Annotated in this window: 18 protein-coding genes; 10 read left to right on the top strand and 8 right to left on the bottom strand. The window is 68.1% G+C overall.

What is annotated here, in order from left to right; translation table 11 throughout:
• Positions 1-16 precede the first annotated feature (16 nt).
• From AC5P8J_RS18635 to hglS, 7 genes are all read left to right on the top strand, one after another.
• Positions 17-1,570 (top strand): serine hydrolase domain-containing protein, encoded by a 1,554-nt coding sequence (locus tag AC5P8J_RS18635; RefSeq protein WP_447901386.1) that lies wholly within the window; start codon positions 17-19, stop codon positions 1,568-1,570.
• On the top strand, positions 1,503-2,216 hold the full coding sequence (locus AC5P8J_RS18630; RefSeq protein ID WP_495217033.1) for a M15 family metallopeptidase: 714 nt from the start codon (positions 1,503-1,505) through the stop codon (positions 2,214-2,216). The genes AC5P8J_RS18635 and AC5P8J_RS18630 overlap by 68 nt, the downstream gene beginning before the upstream one ends.
• Positions 2,217-2,425: 209 nt before the next feature.
• Positions 2,426-2,797, top strand: a complete 372-nt coding sequence (locus tag AC5P8J_RS18625) for a hypothetical protein (RefSeq protein ID WP_049413267.1) — start codon at positions 2,426-2,428, stop codon at positions 2,795-2,797.
• A gap of 232 nt (positions 2,798-3,029) precedes the next feature.
• Positions 3,030-3,446: an EF-hand domain-containing protein gene (locus AC5P8J_RS18620; RefSeq protein ID WP_005407824.1), complete on the top strand. Its 417-nt coding sequence runs from the start codon at positions 3,030-3,032 to the stop codon at positions 3,444-3,446.
• Positions 3,447-3,529: 83 nt separating this feature from the next.
• Complete coding sequence (locus AC5P8J_RS18615) at positions 3,530-4,279, top strand: HAD family hydrolase (protein ID WP_053499038.1); 750 nt, start codon at positions 3,530-3,532, stop codon at positions 4,277-4,279.
• Between the two features lie 31 nt (positions 4,280-4,310).
• Entirely contained in the window at positions 4,311-4,799 is a 489-nt protein-coding gene (locus tag AC5P8J_RS18610) for a hypothetical protein (protein ID WP_495217032.1), read from the top strand.
• A 152-nt stretch (positions 4,800-4,951) separates the two neighbouring features.
• Positions 4,952-6,313 carry a 2-oxoadipate dioxygenase/decarboxylase HglS gene (gene hglS / locus AC5P8J_RS18605; protein ID WP_495217030.1) on the top strand — a complete coding sequence of 454 codons (1,362 nt, stop codon included), beginning with the start codon at positions 4,952-4,954 and terminating at the stop codon, positions 6,311-6,313.
• Between the two features lie 134 nt (positions 6,314-6,447).
• Here the strand turns inward: hglS and scpC are convergent, their stop codons facing one another.
• Positions 6,448-7,962: a succinyl-CoA:acetate CoA-transferase ScpC gene (scpC, locus tag AC5P8J_RS18600; protein WP_021202957.1), complete on the bottom strand. Its 1,515-nt coding sequence runs from the start codon at positions 7,960-7,962 to the stop codon at positions 6,448-6,450.
• A gap of 385 nt (positions 7,963-8,347) precedes the next feature.
• Between scpC and glnE the strand changes: the two genes are divergently transcribed.
• Entirely contained in the window at positions 8,348-11,143 is a 2,796-nt protein-coding gene (gene glnE / locus AC5P8J_RS18595) for a bifunctional [glutamate--ammonia ligase]-adenylyl-L-tyrosine phosphorylase/[glutamate--ammonia-ligase] adenylyltransferase (RefSeq protein WP_494540319.1), read from the top strand.
• A 175-nt stretch (positions 11,144-11,318) separates the two neighbouring features.
• Here glnE and AC5P8J_RS18590 read toward each other — a convergent pair whose 3' ends face one another.
• The 6 genes from AC5P8J_RS18590 to AC5P8J_RS18565 form a co-directional block, all read right to left on the bottom strand.
• Positions 11,319-11,879: a queuosine precursor transporter gene (locus AC5P8J_RS18590; protein WP_019662191.1), complete on the bottom strand. Its 561-nt coding sequence runs from the start codon at positions 11,877-11,879 to the stop codon at positions 11,319-11,321.
• Positions 11,880-11,954: 75 nt separating this feature from the next.
• Positions 11,955-12,467 (bottom strand): hypothetical protein, encoded by a 513-nt coding sequence (locus AC5P8J_RS18585; protein ID WP_019662190.1) that lies wholly within the window; start codon positions 12,465-12,467, stop codon positions 11,955-11,957.
• Positions 12,468-12,501: 34 nt separating this feature from the next.
• Positions 12,502-13,005, bottom strand: a complete 504-nt coding sequence (locus AC5P8J_RS18580) for a hypothetical protein (protein ID WP_031269949.1) — start codon at positions 13,003-13,005, stop codon at positions 12,502-12,504.
• A gap of 19 nt (positions 13,006-13,024) precedes the next feature.
• The gene (locus tag AC5P8J_RS18575) at positions 13,025-13,876 is read right to left on the bottom strand and encodes a DUF2145 domain-containing protein (protein ID WP_111102259.1); all 852 of its coding nucleotides are present in this window, start codon (positions 13,874-13,876) and stop codon (positions 13,025-13,027) included.
• Positions 13,877-13,924: 48 nt separating this feature from the next.
• A complete protein-coding gene (locus AC5P8J_RS18570) occupies positions 13,925-14,155 on the bottom strand; it encodes a hypothetical protein (RefSeq protein WP_005415044.1) in 231 nt (76 codons plus the stop codon).
• A 153-nt stretch (positions 14,156-14,308) separates the two neighbouring features.
• On the bottom strand, positions 14,309-15,268 hold the full coding sequence (locus AC5P8J_RS18565; RefSeq protein WP_155028860.1) for a mitochondrial fission ELM1 family protein: 960 nt from the start codon (positions 15,266-15,268) through the stop codon (positions 14,309-14,311).
• Between the two features lie 126 nt (positions 15,269-15,394).
• Between AC5P8J_RS18565 and AC5P8J_RS18560 the strand changes: the two genes are divergently transcribed.
• Positions 15,395-15,985 (top strand): malonic semialdehyde reductase, encoded by a 591-nt coding sequence (locus AC5P8J_RS18560; protein ID WP_005415046.1) that lies wholly within the window; start codon positions 15,395-15,397, stop codon positions 15,983-15,985.
• An 86-nt stretch (positions 15,986-16,071) separates the two neighbouring features.
• The gene (locus AC5P8J_RS18555; protein WP_005415047.1) at positions 16,072-16,779 is read left to right on the top strand and encodes a YceI family protein; all 708 of its coding nucleotides are present in this window, start codon (positions 16,072-16,074) and stop codon (positions 16,777-16,779) included.
• A 175-nt stretch (positions 16,780-16,954) separates the two neighbouring features.
• On the opposite strand, the gene AC5P8J_RS18550 is transcribed toward AC5P8J_RS18555, so the two are convergent.
• Positions 16,955-17,356: a hypothetical protein gene (locus AC5P8J_RS18550; RefSeq protein ID WP_262212246.1), complete on the bottom strand. Its 402-nt coding sequence runs from the start codon at positions 17,354-17,356 to the stop codon at positions 16,955-16,957.
• Positions 17,357-17,626 lie beyond the last annotated feature (270 nt).

Genomic DNA, 17,626 nt, shown 5'->3' with positions numbered 1-17,626 from the left:
TGGAGGGGCTGCGCGCATGTACCACCTGCTGATCGTCGCGGCGGCACTGGCCGCACCGTCCGCTTCGGCGACCGACATCGCCTCCCTCGATGCCGACGTCGCCGCCGTGGTCCAGCACGAGCACCTGCCCGGGCTGGCCATGGCGGTGGTCGAGCAGGGGCGTGTGGTGTACCAGCATGCCGAGGGCGCGCGCGGCGACGGCGGCCGCATCGACCAGGACACGCTGTTCAAGATCGCCTCCAACAGCAAGGCGATGACCGCCGCGCTGCTGGCGCGGCTGGTGCAGCAGGGCAAGCTGCGCTGGGAGGATCCGGTGCGGCGGCATCTACCGGGCTTCCGCATGCACGATGCGTGGGTGGGCGAGCAGATGCAGGTGCGCGACCTGCTGATCCACAACAGCGGCCTGGGCCTGGGCGCCGGTGACCTGATGCTGTGGCCGGAGCCGAACGCGTTCACCCGTGCCGACATCATCGCGGGGCTGGCGCACCTGAAGCCGGTCAGCAGTTTCCGCAGCCGCTACGCCTACGACAACCTGATGTACGTGGTGGCCGGCGAACTGGCCGCTGCGACGGGTGGCAAACCGTATGACCAGTTGATGCGCGAGCAGGTGTTCGAGCCGCTGGGCATGACCCGCTGCCAAGTGGGGACGTGGTCGGTGAAGCGGGTCGGCAACGTGGCGCAGCCACATGCCTGGCGTGGCGACCACAATACGGTGGTGAACGCCGATGGTGCGATCAGCCCGGACCTGCCGTCGATGGCCGCCGGCGGCATCCGTTGTTCGCTGCGCGACATGACGCGCTGGATGCAGGTGCTGCTCGATCCCGCTCTGGCACCTGGCTGGTTGGATGCTGAGCAGCGCCGTACGCTGTGGACCCTGCACATGCCGATGCCGCTGGGTGAACGCCAGCGGCGTTGGGACAACGCGCATTTCTACGGCTACGGCTATGGCTGGCGCGTGTCTGACATGGACGGCCAGTGGAAGGTGGCGCACACCGGCACGCTGTCGGGCATGTACTCGTCGCTGGCGCTGCTGCCTGAACGCCGGGTGGGGGTGGTGATGCTGATCAACGGCGAAGGCGAGGACGCACGCACGGCCCTGATGCAGGCCGCGCTGAAGCGCTTCACCGCCCCCGATGAGGCGCGTCCGGCGCTGGCGTACCTGGCCGAACTGAAGGCTGACCAGGCCATGCGAGCGGCAGGCGGCCATCAGCGGCCGGCGACGTCGGAGGCACGGCCGACATCGGACGCCGATCTGCCGCGCTGGCAGGGCCGCTACACCGATCCGTGGCTGGGGCCGGCCTCGCTGTGCCCGGGCAAGGACGGCTTGCGCTTCAGCGTGGACAAGTCGCCCCGGCTGGAAGGGGCTGTGCTGCAGCTGCAGGGGCGCTGGCTGCTGCGCTGGGATACGCTGGGCGAAGACGCGCAGGCGTGGCTGCAGCCGGGTGAAGGCCTGGCACCGACACTCGACCTGCGCGCCATCGATCCGGACATCGACTTCAGCTATGACTTCCAGGACCTGCATTTCACTCGTACTGGCGATTGCCCTGGCAGCGACCACCAGCGCCGCTGAGCCACCGCGCGTTTCACCGGCCACCGACGCGGCCAGCGCCGGACTGGTGGAGATCCGTACGTTGTCGCCGCGCATCGACCTGGACATCCGCTATGCGGGCGCCAACAACTTCACCGGCGCGCGCGTGCCCGGCTACGAGGCGCCTTCGTGCTACCTGCTGGCGCCGGTGGCGAAGGCGCTGGCCGAGGTGGAGCAGGACCTGCGCGCCGATGGCTTCGGCCTGCGCCTCTACGACTGCTACCGGCCGGTGCGTTCGGTGCAGGCCTTCATGGCCTGGGTGAACGATCCGCGCGAGCTCTCGCGCAAGGCACAGCAGTATCCGGACCTGGACAAGCCGCGCCTGCTGGCCGATGGCTACATCGCCGAACGCTCCGGCCACAGCCGCGGTGCCACGGTGGATCTGGGCCTGCTGGATTGCCGCAGCGGTGCATGCACGCCGTTGGACATGGGCACTGACTTCGACTTCTTCGGGCCACGTGCGCATACGCAGACGAGCGGGCTGAGCACTGTGCAGCAGGCGAACCGCCAGCAGCTGGTGCAGGCAATGGCACGGCGTGGTTTCGTGAACTATCCGCAGGAGTGGTGGCATTACACCCTGCAGCCCGAACCGGATTCCGGTACCGCGTACGACGTTCCGGTACGGTAGGGGTATCGGCAGGGCACCGCCCCGCCTCTGACAGTTTCCCACGTGGTCCGTTGTAGAGCCGAGCCCATGCTCGGCTGCTCCTTGTTCAATCGTCGAATTATTCGATCTCGATGGAGACTCATCCACGCATGCGTGGATCTACCGTGGCTGCCGGATTGGGCCCGAAGCAGATCCCTTACACTGGCCGCCTCTTCATCCCTGCCCACCCGATGAACCTTCCCCTGCACTTCGGCCTGCTCGGCACCCTGGAAGCGGGCGCCATCGCCCTGCTGGTCGGCCTGCTTGTGTACCTCCTGTGGTCGCAGCTGTGCCGCCTGCTGCGGTGGTCGATGGGGCACGCGATCGGCTGGTCCTGCGTCATCGCCGTGATCATCGCCGCCGGCATCGATGCGTGGAAGCTGTTCTACATGGGCATCGTGCGGCTGGAATCGCCGCTGTACGCGCGCATCTTCCTGGCCACCATCCACGATCCGAACGAACTTGGCAGCCGTGTCGTTCTGGAAATCGCCGGTGCGCTCGCCGGTGTTGCTCTTGCATGGGTGTTGTTCAGTTCGCGGTCATCGGAAAAAACCGTCGACTGACGCAGGTTTTTCGTTGCCTGCCGGTTAAATGCAGAGGCGCTGAATGCGCACCTTATGAGCCACTCACTTCACCCTAACCACCGCGCTAAAGCATGCGTGGAGGCGAGTGGTTAATCGCATGTGTGCGGGCCGGTCGCGGCGCAAAATCGATTCAGAAACGCGGTGGCAGGGTAGGTGCCGTGCGGAATCAACACGCCGCGCAACACCACCCAATCGGTAGGAGACACCCCTGATGACTATTCGCAACCGCAAGCCCCTGATCGCCCTGATCGTCGCCGCTGGCAGCGTGCTGGCCATCCCGGCGATGGCCCAGTCGGCCAAGCAGCAGGCCGCGCACGCGCAGAACGAGGCCGCTCAGGCCCAGCAGGCGGCTGCACAGGCCGGCCAGGCCGCCGACCAAGCGACCAATGCGGCCGCAGCGGCATCGGCACAGGCCAATGGCGGTGGCCAGACCTGGGCCAGCATCGATACCGATGGCAACGGCACCATCAGCAAGACCGAGGCGCAGGTGAACGCCGGCCTGGCCCAGGTGTTCGACCAGGCCGATACCAACAAGGACGGCGAGTTGAGCGCCGATGAGTACAAGGCCTACGTGGCCGCCCAGCAGGCGGGCGCCGGTGGCGCAGCGCAGGGTGCACAGGGCAGGTAAGTCCTGCGTCGGGGCGTATGGGAACCCGGGCGGCTTCGGCCGCCCGGGTTTTTTCGTCACCATGGCCCCTGTATCCTTGCGCGATGAACACCCCCACGCCTGCGCCGTCGCGCGCCATCGGCCTGGTCGGTTTTGACGGTGACGATACGCTGTGGAAGAGCGAGGACTACTACCGCAAGGCCGAGCAGGATTACCTTGACCTGCTGTCGCGCTATGTCGACGTGCATGACACCCAGACCGCCCGCCACCTGCTGGAAGTGCAGCAGCGCCACCTGGGCACCTTCGGCTACGGCGTCAAGAGCATGACCCTGTCGATGATCGAAGCGGCCATCGACATCACCGGCCAGCGCATCGAGGCCAAGGACATCCAGCGCATCCTGGAGATCGGCCACGACACCCTGCGCCACCCGGTCGAGCTGATCGATGGTGTACGCGAAGCGGTGGCGGCCATCGCCGAGCACTACCCGGTGGTGCTGATCACCAAGGGCGACCTGTTCCACCAGGAAGCGAAGATCAAGGTCGCCAACCTGGGCGAGCTGTTCCCGCGCATCGAGATCGTTTCCGAGAAGGACCCGGAGACCTACGCCCGCGTGCTGGCCGAATTCGACCTGCCGATGCAGCGCTTCGTGATGGTCGGCAACTCGCTGCGCTCGGACATCGAGCCGGTGGTGACCCTGGGTGGCTGGGGCGTGCATACCCCGTACGCAGTGACGTGGGCGCACGAGACCCAGCATGGCGTGGCCGACGACGAGCCGCGCATGGTCACCGCCGATACCGCCCACGACTGGCCGGCCGCACTGGCGGCGATCGAGGCAAAGGCCGCTGCGGCCTGACAGGGCCCGTCGGCTGCGGCAGAATCGGGGCATGAACCACCGACTGCGCGCGCTGATGTTGTTCCTGTTGCTGGCGCCGGCCACCGTGCTGGCCCAGCAGACCGCCGAGCGCTCAAGCGCCTACGACGTGGACACCGGCGACAGCTGGGTCGATGCCCAGCTGCAGGACATCAACCATTACGCCGAACGCTACCCCGACGCCTTCCTCGACGAAGTGTCGCGCTATGCCGACGTGCCGCGCGGCTACATCAGCGCGCTGTTCACCACCCACGGCTGGCAGGCCGGAGACATCTATTTCGCCTGCTTCTGGGCCAAGGCCAGTGGCCAGACCTGCCGCGACAGCGTGCGTGCCTTCAGCCAGGACGCGGAGGGCGGCTGGGAGGCGGTGGTCAAGCGCATGCCCACCAAGCCGGACAATCTGCACTACCGGGCTGTGCGCCATGCCATCGTGGCCAGCTACCAGCACTGGGACCGGCCGATCACGCTGGATGCCACCCTGAAGCGCCAGCTCAAGCGGTAGTGCCGGCCGCTGGCCGGCAACTGCACCATTCCAGGCATCCGGAGGTTGCGGCCGGCACTACCCGGTCATGTTGCTCTGCGTATCGCCGCCGCCGGGCGCTCCGGCGACAATACGGGTCCGAGCTGTTCCCCGTTCCCGTAATCGAGTGACTGATGAGCGCCTCTTTCGTTTCGCCTGATGTGATCCGCCGCCTGTTCGCGCAGGCCATGTCCCGCATGTACCGCACCGAAGTGCCGCTGTACGGCACGCTGGTGGAACTGGTGGAGCGGATCAACGCGCAGGTGCTTGCCCAGGACCTGGCGCTGGCCGCGCAGCTGCAGCGCAACGACGAGCGTGCGCGGCTGGATGAAGAGCGTCATGGCGCGATCCGCGTCGGTACCGTGCAGGAACTGGCGACGCTGCGCCGCCTGTTCGCGGTGATGGGCATGTACCCGGTCGGCTACTACGACCTGTCGGTGGCCGGCGTGCCGGTGCACTCCACCGCGTTCCGCCCGCTGACCGGCGCGGCGCTGGCGCAGAATCCGTTTCGCGTGTTCACCTCGCTGCTGCGCCTGGAGCTGATCGAAGACGAAGCCCTGCGTGCCGAGTCGGCGAAGATCCTGGCGCGCCGTCGCATCTTCACTGACGGCGCGCTGGCGCTGATCGACCAGGCCGAGCGCGACGGTGGCCTGTCGCAGGCCGATGCCGAGCGCTTCGTCCAGCAGGCGCTGGAAACCTTCCGCTGGCACGGCGATGCCACGGTCGATCTGCCGACCTACCACGCACTGCACAACGCGCACCGCCTGGTGGCTGACGTGGTCAGCTTCCGCGGCCCACACATCAACCACCTGACCCCGCGCACGCTGGACATCGACGCTGCACAGGCGGCAATGATCGAGCATGGCATGGCGGCCAAGGCCGTGATCGAAGGCCCGCCGCGCCGTGCCTGCCCGATCCTGCTGCGCCAGACCAGCTTCAAGGCGCTGGAAGAAGCCGTGCATTTCCCGGATGCCGAAGGTGGTGATGCCGGCACCCATACCGCGCGCTTCGGCGAGATCGAACAACGCGGCCTGGCGCTGACCCCGAAGGGCCGCGCGCTGTACGACCAGCTGTTGTCGCAGGCCCGCGACGCCGGTGGTGAAGGCAGCACCGGCGGCGACTACGGCCAGCGCCTGCAGGCGGTGTTCGCCAGCTTCCCGGATGACCATGACACCCTGCGCCAGGAAGGCCTGGGGTATTACCGCTACCAGCTGACCGACGCTGGCCGCGCCGCGCCGGAGCGCGTGGCCGATCTGCCCGCTGAAGTGCTGGTGGCCGCCGGCCTGGCCACGGCTGACCCGATCGTCTACGAGGATTTCCTGCCGGTCAGTGCCGCGGGCATCTTCCAGTCGAACCTGGGCGGCGAAGAACAGCGCGCCTATGCCGCGCATGCCAACCGCGAAGCCTTCGAGCAGGCCTTGGGCGTGGCGGTGAACGACGAGTTCGAGATCTACGAGCGGCTGCAGGCCGAATCGCTGGCGGCGCTGCGCGGGTAAACCGCTTGCCGTGGAGCCGAGCGTGGGCTCGGCTCTACAGGGATTCTGCGGAGCGGCCCCTTTGTAGAGCCGAGCCATGCTCGGCTGCACAGGGAAGGAGAGTCGAGCATGGCTCGACTCTACAGACGCGGGCCTCAGCCCTTCATCGTTCCGGTATCCAGCCAGCGCTGGTGCCACGACAACGCTTCCGGCAGCAGGTGCGGGGTGTGCTTGCCGTAGCTCTCACGGCTGGCACGGTCGAAGTAATCCTGCAGCTGCGGGCGGAAGTCCGGGTGCGCGCAGTTGTCGATCAGCACCTGCGCGCGCTTGCGCGGGGTCAGGCCGCGCAGATCGGCCAGGCCCTGTTCGGTGACGATCACCGACACGTCGTGCTCGGTGTGGTCGACATGGCTGGCCATCGGCACGATCGCCGAGATGGTGCCGTTCTTGGCGGTGGACGGGCTCAGGAACGCCGACAGGAAACCGTTGCGGGCAAAGTCACCGGAACCGCCGATGCCGTTCATGATCCGCGTGCCCATCACGTGCGTCGAATTGACGTTGCCGTAGATGTCCACCTCGATCATGCCGTTCATGCCGATGCAGCCCAGGCGGCGCACCAGTTCCGGGTGGTTGGAGATTTCCTGCGTGCGCATGATGATGCGCTCGCGGTAGAAATCGATGTTCTCCTTGAACGTCTCATTCGCCTGCGGGCTCAGCGCGAAGCCGGTGCACGAGGCGTAGCTCAGCACGCCGTCGCGCAGCAGGTCGAGCATGCCGTCCTGGATCACTTCGGTGAACGCGGCCAGGTCGCGGAAACCGCTCTTGGCCAGGCCAGCCAGCACGGCGTTGGGGATGTTGCCCACGCCCGACTGCAACGGCAGCAGGTTCGGCGGCAGGCGGCCCTTCTTCACCTCGTGCTTGAGGAACTCGATCAGGTGCGAGGCGATCTGTTCGCTGGTCGCATCGATCGGGCTGAACGGGCTGTTGCGGTCCGGCCCGTTGGTACGCACCACGGCCACGATCTTGTCCGGGTCGCAGCGCAGCGCGGTATCGCCGATGCGGTCGTTGGCGTTCACCAGCGGAATCGGCTTGCGGTGCGGCGGCAGCGCGGTGCCGTAGTAGATGTCATGCATGCCGTCGACGCCGGCCGGCTGCCATTCGTTGACCTCGACGATCACCTTCCTGGCCAGGTCCAGCCAGGTCTTGTTGTTGCCGACCGAGGTGGAGGGCACCAGCGAACCGTCTTCGCGGATGGCCGAGACTTCGATCACGGCGGTGTCGATCTCGCCGTAGAAACCGAACCACACGTGCTGCGCAACGTGGCTGAGGTGGATGTCGATGTAATCCAGCTTGCCCTCGTTGATGCGGTTGCGCGCGTCCGGGTCGCTCTGGAACGGCATGCGCATGGCGATGCCATCGGCCTTGGCCAGCGCGCCATCGAGTTCCGGCGCGGTCGACGCGCCGGTCATCAGCTTGATCTGGAAGGGATTGCCCTGGGCGTGCACCGCTTCGATGCGGCGGGCCAGTTCCACGGGAACGGCCTTGGGATACCCGGAGCCGGTAAAGCCGCTCATGGCCACGGTTTCACCGGGCTGGATCAGCGCGGCTGCGGCCTCGGCGGAGACCACGCGGTCACGGAGACGCGCGTTGGCGATGCGATCAACAGACATGACGACAGTGTTTCTGGGGGGAATCCCGATTATCGGCCATCCTCATCCGTACGGGGGGTTCTACCTTCGTGGAATGGCTTTTCCCCCAAGGGGCTCACCCATACCCATCGGTTCTGTTTTGCAGTGCAGCGTGCAAAGTGCTTTCGCAGCCCGCACGATGGCCCTGCATCCCGACGTGGGGGAGGGAGCAGAGCCCGCTGGCAGTTCGCTGCAAGCGGGCTTTTTTATTGCCTGTCGCCCAGTATGAATGCGCGGCCTCCATTATCGGTAGTGCCGGCCGCTGGCCGGCAACTGGAGCAACCTTCGGCAGGATCATGGGATCTGCCGGCCAGCGGCCGGCACTACCGGGTCCGTCGCGTCCCGACCGGGTCGATACAATCCGCCCATGACCCTCGCCCCCGCTGACCTGCCCGCCTCCCTGCAGCCCCTTGTCGACCGCGCCCTGGCGCGCCTGGCCCAGGTCCTGCCCGAGCCCGTTCCTGCCGAACTGCTGCCGCTGCTGACCCGACTGGCGGTGGCCAGCGACTTCGCGCTGGACACCCTGGTGCGGCAACCGGCGCTGCTGGCGCAGCTGGCTACCCCCGGCTGCCCGCCGATCCCACCACCGGTGCTCGATCCGCTGCAGCCCAGCGACTGGCCGGCGCAGATCCGGCGCTGGCGTACTGCCATGTCGACGCGGCTGATCTGGCGCGACCTGGCTGGGCTGGACGACGTGGCGCAGACGCTGGCTGGCGCCACCACCCTGGCCGAGGACTGCCTGCGGCTGGCGCTGGACGCGCTGCAGCAGGAATTCGCCCAACGCCACGGTGTGGTCCGCGATGGCGAAGGCGCCGCGCAGCAGCTGGTGGTGTTCGGCCTCGGCAAGCTCGGCGGCGGCGAGCTCAACTTCAGTTCCGATATCGACCTGGTCTACGCCTACCCGCACGGCGGCGAATCCGACGGCCCGCGCGCGCTGGCCGCCGAAGAGTATTTCGCCCGCCTCGGCCAGCGCCTGGCCAAGCTGCTGGACGAAACCACCGTCGATGGCTTCAGCCACCGCGTTGACCTGCGCCTGCGGCCGTTCGGCAGCGCCGGCCGCGTCGCGCTGTCGTTCGCGGCGATGGACCAGTATTTCCAGCGCGAAGGCCGCGACTGGGAGCGCTACGCATGGCTGAAGGCGCGCGCGGTAGCCGGCGACATCGCCGCCGGTGAGGCGTGGCTGCAGACCCTGCGCCCGTTCGTGTACCGCCGCTACCTCGATTTCACCGCGCTCGACGGCCTGCGCGAGATGAAGGCGGCGATCACCGCCGAAGTCGCGCGCCGCGAGCTGCACGAAGACATCAAGCGCGGCGCCGGTGGCATCCGCGAAATCGAGTTCCTGTGCCAGGCGCTGCAGCTGATCCGCGGTGGCCGTGAGCCGGCGCTGCGCGAGCGCCGCCTGCTGGTGGCACTGGACGCGCTGGTGGCCGCGGGGCAGATCGCGCCCGAGGATGGCAGCGCGCTGCGTGACGCCTACCTGTTCCTGCGCCGGCTGGAGAACCGCCTGCAGATGCTGCGCGATGCGCAGACCCACGTGCTGCCCAGCGACGCGCTGGACCGCGCGCGCATCGCCGTCGGCCTCGGCTACCCGGACTGGGACGTGCTGCGCGCGGCATTGGCCGAACAGCAGCAGCGGGTCAGTACTGAATTCGCCGCGCTGCTGGCGCCGCGCAAGGGCCAGGCTGCGCCCGACGCGCTGGCCAACTACTGGCGCAGCCTGCCCGAGGGCAGCAACGCGCCGTTGCTGGCGGAAGCCGGTTTCCTCGATGCCAATGGCGCCGATCAGTCGCTGCGCGATTTCGCCCAGGGCACCGGCGTGAAGTCCCTGTCCGACGCCGCGCGTGCACGGCTGGATCGCGTACTGCCGGCGCTGCTGCATGCGGCCACGCGCTCGCCGCAACCCGATGCCGCGCTCAAGCGCGTGCTTGGCCTGCTGCAGGCGGTGCTGCGCCGGACCAGCTATCTCGCGCTGCTGGACGAACAACCGAGCGCGTTGGCGCGGCTGGTGGATGTGCTGGCGCGCAGCGCGCTGCTGGCTGAGCGGCTGGCCGCGTACCCGCTGCTGCTGGACGAACTGCTGGACGTGCGCGTGTCCGGACCGATGCCCGATGCGGCCGGCATGCTGGCCGAGTGCCAGCAGGTGCTGGCGGTGGAAGACCCCGAATCCGCACTGCGCTGGCTCAACGAGACGCGGCTGGCGCTCAGCTTCCGCATGGCGATGGCCACGCTGGACGGTCGACAGGGCGCAGTGGACAGCACGCGGCAACTGGCCGAGCTGGCCCAGGCGGTGGTCACCACCGTGCTGGCGATGGCCGAAGCGGACATGCGCGCGGCACACGGCGTGATTCCTGGTGGGCGCTTCGCGATCATCGGCTACGGCAGCCTCGGAGGGCTTGAGCTGGGCTTCGGTTCCGACCTGGACCTGGTATTCCTGCACGACAATCCGGCCGGCGTGGAGGCCAGCGATGGCGCACGTCCGCTGGAACCGGGGCGCTGGTATGCGCGGCTGGCGCAGAAGGTGATGGCGCTGCTCGGTGCGGTCACCGCCGCCGGCCGTCTGTACGACATCGACGTGCGCCTGCGCCCGGATGGCGGCAAGGGTTCACTGGTGTCTTCGTTGGCCAGCTACACCGAATACCAGCGCGAACGCGCGTGGACCTGGGAACACCAGGCCCTGGTACGTGCACGCGGCGTGGCCGGTGATGCCAGCCTGCTGGCCGATTTCGAACAGGTGCGTGCACAGACGCTGGGCCGCGAACGCGATCCGGCCACGCTGTATGCCGATGTGTTGAAGATGCGTGGCCGCATGCGCACCGAACTGGACCGCAGCGATGCTGCGCGACTGGACCTGAAGCAGGGTGCCGGTGGCGTGGTGGACCTGGAGTTCCTGCTGCAGACCGGCGTGCTGGCGCGTAGTGCGCAGCATCCCGCGCTGCTGCAGCCGCGCGATACACCGTCGTTGATAGATGCGCTGGCGGTTGCGGGCTTCCTGCCCGGTGCCACCGCGCAGGCACTGCATACCGCGCATGCCACGCTGCTCGACGTAGGCCTGGCCTGCACGCTGGACCGGCGCCCGCGACTGGCACCGACCACGCCCGCGATTGAAGACGCGTGTGCGGCGATTACGGCGGCGTGCAGAGCGGCGGCGTTGCCGTTCGGGTGAGTGGGTGCACCCATTAGAGCAATTGCCCGGGGATGATCCGCTGTTGGTAGGTGCCGACCGCTGGTCGGCACAATCTGTCAGCGGTGATGAACTCTGATGGAGCGTGCCGACCAACGGTCGGCACCTACCGTGCTCATGTGCCATCCAAGGTTGGCACCTACCAGGGCAATGGCGGTCAGCTGGTGGCGCGCAGCGGCGCCATCTTCCACAGCAGCGCGCGGAACGGGGCCAGCAGGCACACGCCGATCGCCAGCTTCACTGCCAGGTCGCCGGCGGCCCAGCTCACCCACGGCAGCGCGGAGCCGGCAAACGCGATCGACCAGAAAATGGTGGTGTCCACCGTCGCGCTGCAGGTGGTGGCCACCATCGGTGCGCGCCACCAGCTGCCACGGCGCAGGCGGTCGAACACGGTGATGTCCAGCAGTTGGGCCACGATGAACGCCGAGCAGGAGGCAATGGCGATGCGCGGGGTGGCCACCCAGATCGACAACAACACCGCCACCGCGAAGCCGATCCACGCCACGCGGCGCGCCGGGCCCGGGCCGAAGCGGCGGTTGATCAGGTTGCTGACCAGGAACGCGACCGGATAACTGAAGGCACCCCAGGTCAGCCAATCGTTGATCGGGTACTGCACCAGCACGTTGGACAGCAGCACCACCGCGCCCATCGCCAGTACCGCCAGCACCAGGGCGCGCGGGGTCAGCGGGGCAAACAGAGGGGCAGGACGCACGGACATGGCGAGCCAGAGGGAGAAAGGGGATCACCCATTATCCGCCCCGGCCGTGGCAAAACCAAAAACGGTCGTTCAGCTTTACAGCGCTTCACTCATCACGTCACCGGCGGCGTAGGCGGTGGGGACGTAAGCCAGGGCCTGGCCCTGCGCGCTCTTCACGGTCCAGCCGGCACCGGCCTCGGTGGGCTCGAAATGCACCCGCTGGCCGACCACGAAGGCCGCCGTCTGGTCTTCATGTACGCGCGCCGGCCAGCGCAGGGTGGCGGTCTGATCGGCCTTGTCGGGCACCTGCAGCTGTACCTGGCGCTCGCCCTCCGGCGTGGTCTCCACCTTCTTCACCTCCATCGGCGGCAGCGGCACTGCCTTGGTGCGCGTGGCCCGGCCGTTGCGTTCGCTGGCCTTGAACGGCGCCTTGGACAGTTCGGACAGGCCCGCCGATGCAGCGAGCGGCACCGAGACCACGATCAGCGAGGTGATCAGCACGCTGGCCTCGCTGCTGTTCAACTGCGGCGCGGCGCCGGCATGGACGGTGGGCACCAGCAGCGCGGAGAGCAGCAATGCAGAAGCGGGAACGCGCAGGCAACGGAACATGGAGACCTCCTGGTCAGGGGGGGGAGACGGCGGCTCAGCGCCGGGTATCGAAGATATCGCGCGGGCCGGTGGCCTCGGGCAGGTACTCCAGCGGGCGGCCCTGGTTGTCCTTCAGCTGCCAGCCCTGGTCGTTGCCGGTTGGCTCGAAATTCACGGTCTGGCCCACGGTGAACTGCACGGCCGGGTCGCCGACGCCGCGCGGATACTGCATCGATGCGGTGTTCTGCGGATCGTTGGCATCACGCAGCAGCACTTCGCGGCGGCCATCCACGGTAGTGGAGATGGCACTCACCTCCATCTGCGGCAGCTTGATCTGCTGCGGGCGGGCCAGCGGCTGGCCTGCGTCGGCGGCATCCTGCGCTTCCTTGGCCGCTGCAGCGCGGGCCGAGGCCACCATCTGCGTGGACATTTCCAGGCTTGGTCCCTGCGGACCCGGGTCGTGGATGATCACGATGCGGCGTTCGGCGTGGGCGGCCGTGGACCAGGCCAGGCCGGTGACGATCACCATCGACAACACAGAGGTAAGCAGCGGACGCATGTCGTTCTCCTTGCGGGATTCAGGGCGTGGCGGCAGTGGCACCGGCCACCGGCACATGGGGGATCACCAGTTCCTGCTGCAGCTGGCTGCGCTGGTGCAGGAAGTCGAACACCGATTCCACCGTCACCACCGAATAGTTGCCGGAGATGCGTTCGCCGGCTGGATGGTCGGTGGTGGTGGCGTTGGCTACGAACAGGCGCGCACCCACGCGCTTGCCGAGGCCGATATGCAGCACGCTGGGCTGGTACTTCTGCTGGCGCAGCCACTGCTGTGCCTGTTCGCGCTTGACGATGGCCGGCGCGCCTTCGGCCTGCGCCATCGCCGCCGCCAGCACCTCCAGCACCCACTGGTTGGAGTTCTGGTAGTCGGTGGCGAACGGGTAGGCGACCACGTTGTACCTGGTTTCGTGCAGCGCCTTGGGCTGGATCGAGGGCGGCACCAGCATCGCGCGCAGCGCTGCACGCAAGGGGGCCGACGGCACGCCGATGCGCAGGTCGGTATGGCCGCCGCTCTCGCCGACGAAGTTGCCGAGGCCCTCGTGGTACAGCTGCGAGCTGTCGGTCTTGCAGCGGTTGAGCAGGTGCATCGCGCGCCAGCGGCCGTCGTCCTCGCGCAGCAGGAAGGCCAGGTGGCTGTGGCGCAGGCCGTAGCGGCTCAGGTCCTGGCCACCGCGCGCGGCCACCACCACGTCCACATCGGGCAGCGCGTCCAGGCGTTCGGCGGTGGTCCAGGCCACGTCCAGCATCGCCGCCTGCGAGGCCACGCTCGGGTAGCGCTCGCGGCAGGCGGTGCTGTCGGCCCAGGCCGGTGCGGTCGCCAGCAGGCTGGCGATCAGCAGCGCGGCACGGGGCAGGCGGGCAAAACGATCCATGTCGGTACCTTCAGCGGCGGGCAGGCCCGCGCGCCGATCATACGCTGCTCAGCGCAGCGGGCGATCCACGCCCTTGCGCTGGAGTTCCCTGTCGCAGGCATCGCTGATCGGGGCGATCGGCAGCGGCGGGCGCTCGCCCGTCTTCGGATCGCGCAGCGCCGGCTGCTCGCGGTACGCGTCCAGCTGCTGCTGGCACTGATAGGAGATCGGGTCCAGCTCGGTGGGCGCGGTCGAACACGCGGCGAGCAGGGCCAAGGGCAGCAGGAGCAGGGTACGCATGAAGGCATTCGGTCCGGTGGGGGGCACCGGACTCTAACGGTATGGGCAGATTGAAATGTTCAGAAATCGCTGTGCATCCCGGTAGATGCCGGCGACTGGCCGGCATCGGCGGTGTTCGGTAATGCGCACAGCGTTGCCGGCCAGCGGCCGGCACTACCCCAATGCCAGGCGCTGCTTCACTTCCGCCGCTACCCGCGCAGTCTCGCGCAGTGGCTCGATGCGGTCGTACTGCCAGTCCAGCCAGTGCGGCTGCAGGCGCCCGCGCTCGCGCAGCTGCTGCTGGAAGCGGGCCAGCCGGCCCTGCGCGGTCTCGGCCAGCGCCACCATCACCGGCATGCGCGTGGCGCAGGCTTCAGAGAGCAGGTTCACCGAATCGGGCGAGACCACCACGCGGTTGGCCCAGCCGAGCAGGCCACCATAGGGATTGGTACCGTCGCCACCATCGCCCCAGATCACGTGCGGCAGGTTGGCGAACTTCGCGCGCAGGATCTCGGCCAGGGCCGGCGGCGTGCGTCGCGAGGTGGTGGCCAGCAGGCTGCCGCCTTCATTGCGGATCTGCTCGGCCAGCGCCTGGAATACGCCGACCATCGCGGTCTCGTCCCACGGTGCCAGCGGCGTCGGCCCACCGACCAGCAGTGCGGTGCGCGGGCCGGGCAGGGTGCTGAAGCCGGCGAACGCGGCGCGGCCCCAGGCCAGCCAGTCGTCGTCCACCGGGTTGAGGCTGCCGAGCAGGGTGAGCACGTTGCTGCCACGCAGGGCATCGTGTTCGGGCACCACCACCACGTCCCAATGGCGGGCGCTGATGCGCGGGTCGAGGATCTGCACCACCTGGCTGCCGCGTGCGCGCAGCACGCGCAGGGCACCGGCGGCCTGGCGGCCACAGCCGATCGCCAGCGCCGGGGCCTCGGCAGCCAGTGTCGCGAAGGCCTCGCCATAGCCATTCACATCGCCGGGCAGGCGCCGCGGCGACAGCCAGCGCCAGGGTGCGCGCGGTTGCAGGAGCAGCGGTCGGTGGGTGCCCTGGCGCAGTGCCGAGGCCAGCGCGACCGCCTGGCGGACATTGCCCGCACGGCCGTCGGTGACCGTCCATGGCGCGCTCGATCGTTTCACCATTGGCATTAATTCGTTTCAGCCCTGCTGGGTGTTGCAACAGTCGCGACACTCTACACTGCGGCTCGTCGTTTCGCCCCGCGCCGCCCGCGGGCACTGACTTCCTTTCGCCGCCCTGGAGATCCACCGATGTCCCACGCGCTCGACGCCGCCGCCCTTGATCAGCTGTTCCGTACGGCCCGCACCCAGAACGCCTTCCTCGACAAGCCGGTCCCCGAGAGCCTGCTGAAGGAACTGTACGACCTGGTGAAGTGGGGCCCCACCGCGGCCAACACCACGCCGGCGCGCTTCGTCTTCGTCACCTCGAAGGAGGCCAAGGACAAGCTGGCCCCGGCGCTGTCCGAAGGCAACCTGGCCAAGACCATGGCTGCGCCGGTCACCGTCATCATCGGTTTCGACCTGGACTTCCACGAGAAGCTGCCGTACCTGTTCCCGCACACCGATGCCAAGGCCTGGTTCGATGGCCCGCAGGAAGGCCGCCACGAAGCCGCCATCCGCAACGGCAGCCTGCAGGGTGCCTACCTGATCCTGGCTGCGCGCGCGCTGGGCCTGGATGCCGGCCCGATGTCCGGCTTCGACCCGGCCAAGGTCGACGAAGCCTTCTTCGCCGGCACCTCCATCAAGTCGAATTTCCTGGTCAACCTGGGTTACGGTGATCCGGCGGGCCTGTTCCCGCGCCTGCCGCGCCTGTCGTTCGACGAAGCGGCGCGCATCGCGTAAGTCGCTGTATCGGTTTCGGGCCCGCTGTTCCGCGGCGGGCCATTGCTGCACCGTGTACCCACCCTACGATCCGGAGAGTTCCTCAGATGAGCGCCACCCGTAAACTGCTGCTGCCGCTGGCCCTGACCCTGGCCATCGCCGCCTGCTCGAAGCCGGCCGACACCGCTGCCCCGGCCGCCGATGCTGCCGCCCCGGCCACCACCGAACAGGCCGCCACCCCGGCTGCCGACGCCGCTGCCGCTGCCCCGGCCGCCGAAGCGATCAAGATCGCTTCGGGCACCTACAAGCTGGACCCGAGCCACACCGACGTGCTGGCGCAGTGGAGCCACTTCGGCTTCTCCAACCCCAGCGCGCACTTCGGCAATGTTGAAGGCACCCTGGTGTACAACGCCGAAGACGTGACCAAGTCCACCGTGGAAGTGAAGCTGCCGCTGAGCGGCCTGAACAGCTTCACCGCCAAGTTCGACGAGCACCTGAAGAGCGCCGACTTCTTCGACGCCGCCAAGTTCGCCGATGCCACCTTCAAGAGCACCAAGGTGGAAGCGGCCGGCACCAACAAGCTGACCGTCACCGGCGACCTGACCATCAAGGGCATCACCAAGCCGGTCACCCTGGACGTCACCGTCAACGGCGGCGGCGAGCACCCGATGGCCAAGGTTCCGGCGGCTGGCTTCGATGCCACCACCACCCTGAAGCGCAGCGATTTCGGCGTCGGCGCGTATGCCCCGAACGTCAGCGATGAAGTGAAGATCCGCATCACCACCGAAGCCACCGGCGAAAAGCCGGCCGCTTGATGCACCCAGCTCACTCGTCGTGAGAAGGCAGAAGGCCCGCTGAAGAGCGGGCCTTCTTTTTGGGCTCTGCATGCGAGGTGCCCGATGCCGATGGGGTTGCCGGCCAGCGGCCGGCACTACCCGGTAGGTGCCAACCGGCATCTGGTGGGTGCGGACCGTTGGTCCGCACGATCCCTCAGCGCAACGCGCCCAACCATGCCACGCACGCCTCGCTCGGGCTCTGCTTGGCCTTCACCGTCATCCCGCTCACGCGCACGAAGGTCTGCGCTGCCTGCGCCACTACCTGGCGTGCGATCAGCGCCGCCTGCTTGGTCGCGGCCTGCTGCTTGCGCAGCTGCACGATGTTGATCGAAGGCCGGCCCACCGGTGCGTACTTCTGGTCGCGGCGCAGCACGTCGGCCACCTGCGCCACTTCGAATTCGGCCTGCAGGTAGCGGTGCTGTGCTTCCACCAGTTCGCGCAGCGGCGTGCGCAGTGCAGCGGTATCGGCGAAGGCGGCCAGGGCCGCATCGCAGGCAGCGTCATCAGCGAAGCGGGCACGCAGCGCATCCACGCTGGCCAGGGTCAGTTTGGCCATGTGGGCCTCGTTGCTGCAGGAAAGGACCGCGATTGTCGCATTGCTTGCCGGCTGATGCGTTGAATCGGGCGGCGGAATACCTGTAGAGCCGAGCCCACGCTCGGCTCATCGCGCGCAGCGCGAGGGTTTGCCGATCGCGGAACGAAGAGCAGCCGAGCATGGGCTCGGCTCTACACAGTCAAAGGCGTGCGGACCAACGGTCCGCACCCACCAGGGAATGTGCATGGCCGCCGATGACCCCTGTAGAGCCGAGCCCACGCTCGGCTCATC

The sequence above is a fragment of the Stenotrophomonas sp. YJH_SMC_37 genome, from assembly GCF_059370035.1.
The sequence above is the reverse complement of the archived record's forward strand: the minus strand, read 5'-3'. Positions and strand labels throughout refer to the sequence as shown.

What these genes read in the sequence shown, in the direction of transcription:
- AC5P8J_RS18585 (WP_019662190.1), bottom strand. Translation starts at nt 12,467, where the DNA reads ATGTTCCGTTGCCTGCGCGTTCCCGCTTCTGCATTGCTGCTCTCCGCG.
- AC5P8J_RS18580 (WP_031269949.1), bottom strand. Translation starts at nt 13,005, where the DNA reads ATGCGTCCGCTGCTTACCTCTGTGTTGTCGATGGTGATCGTCACCGGC.
- hglS (WP_495217030.1), top strand. Translation starts at nt 4,952, where the DNA reads ATGAGCGCCTCTTTCGTTTCGCCTGATGTGATCCGCCGCCTGTTCGCG.
- AC5P8J_RS18625 (WP_049413267.1), top strand. Translation starts at nt 2,426, where the DNA reads ATGAACCTTCCCCTGCACTTCGGCCTGCTCGGCACCCTGGAAGCGGGC.
- AC5P8J_RS18610 (WP_495217032.1), top strand. Translation starts at nt 4,311, where the DNA reads ATGAACCACCGACTGCGCGCGCTGATGTTGTTCCTGTTGCTGGCGCCG.
- AC5P8J_RS18620 (WP_005407824.1), top strand. Translation starts at nt 3,030, where the DNA reads ATGACTATTCGCAACCGCAAGCCCCTGATCGCCCTGATCGTCGCCGCT.
- scpC (WP_021202957.1), bottom strand. Translation starts at nt 7,962, where the DNA reads ATGTCTGTTGATCGCATCGCCAACGCGCGTCTCCGTGACCGCGTGGTC.
- AC5P8J_RS18560 (WP_005415046.1), top strand. Translation starts at nt 15,395, where the DNA reads ATGTCCCACGCGCTCGACGCCGCCGCCCTTGATCAGCTGTTCCGTACG.
- AC5P8J_RS18555 (WP_005415047.1), top strand. Translation starts at nt 16,072, where the DNA reads ATGAGCGCCACCCGTAAACTGCTGCTGCCGCTGGCCCTGACCCTGGCC.
- AC5P8J_RS18550 (WP_262212246.1), bottom strand. Translation starts at nt 17,356, where the DNA reads ATGGCCAAACTGACCCTGGCCAGCGTGGATGCGCTGCGTGCCCGCTTC.
- AC5P8J_RS18615 (WP_053499038.1), top strand. Translation starts at nt 3,530, where the DNA reads ATGAACACCCCCACGCCTGCGCCGTCGCGCGCCATCGGCCTGGTCGGT.
- AC5P8J_RS18630 (WP_495217033.1), top strand. Translation starts at nt 1,503, where the DNA reads ATGACTTCCAGGACCTGCATTTCACTCGTACTGGCGATTGCCCTGGCA.
- AC5P8J_RS18590 (WP_019662191.1), bottom strand. Translation starts at nt 11,879, where the DNA reads ATGTCCGTGCGTCCTGCCCCTCTGTTTGCCCCGCTGACCCCGCGCGCC.
- glnE (WP_494540319.1), top strand. Translation starts at nt 8,348, where the DNA reads ATGACCCTCGCCCCCGCTGACCTGCCCGCCTCCCTGCAGCCCCTTGTC.
- AC5P8J_RS18635 (WP_447901386.1), top strand. Translation starts at nt 17, where the DNA reads ATGTACCACCTGCTGATCGTCGCGGCGGCACTGGCCGCACCGTCCGCT.
- AC5P8J_RS18570 (WP_005415044.1), bottom strand. Translation starts at nt 14,155, where the DNA reads ATGCGTACCCTGCTCCTGCTGCCCTTGGCCCTGCTCGCCGCGTGTTCG.
- AC5P8J_RS18575 (WP_111102259.1), bottom strand. Translation starts at nt 13,876, where the DNA reads ATGGATCGTTTTGCCCGCCTGCCCCGTGCCGCGCTGCTGATCGCCAGC.
- AC5P8J_RS18565 (WP_155028860.1), bottom strand. Translation starts at nt 15,268, where the DNA reads ATGGTGAAACGATCGAGCGCGCCATGGACGGTCACCGACGGCCGTGCG.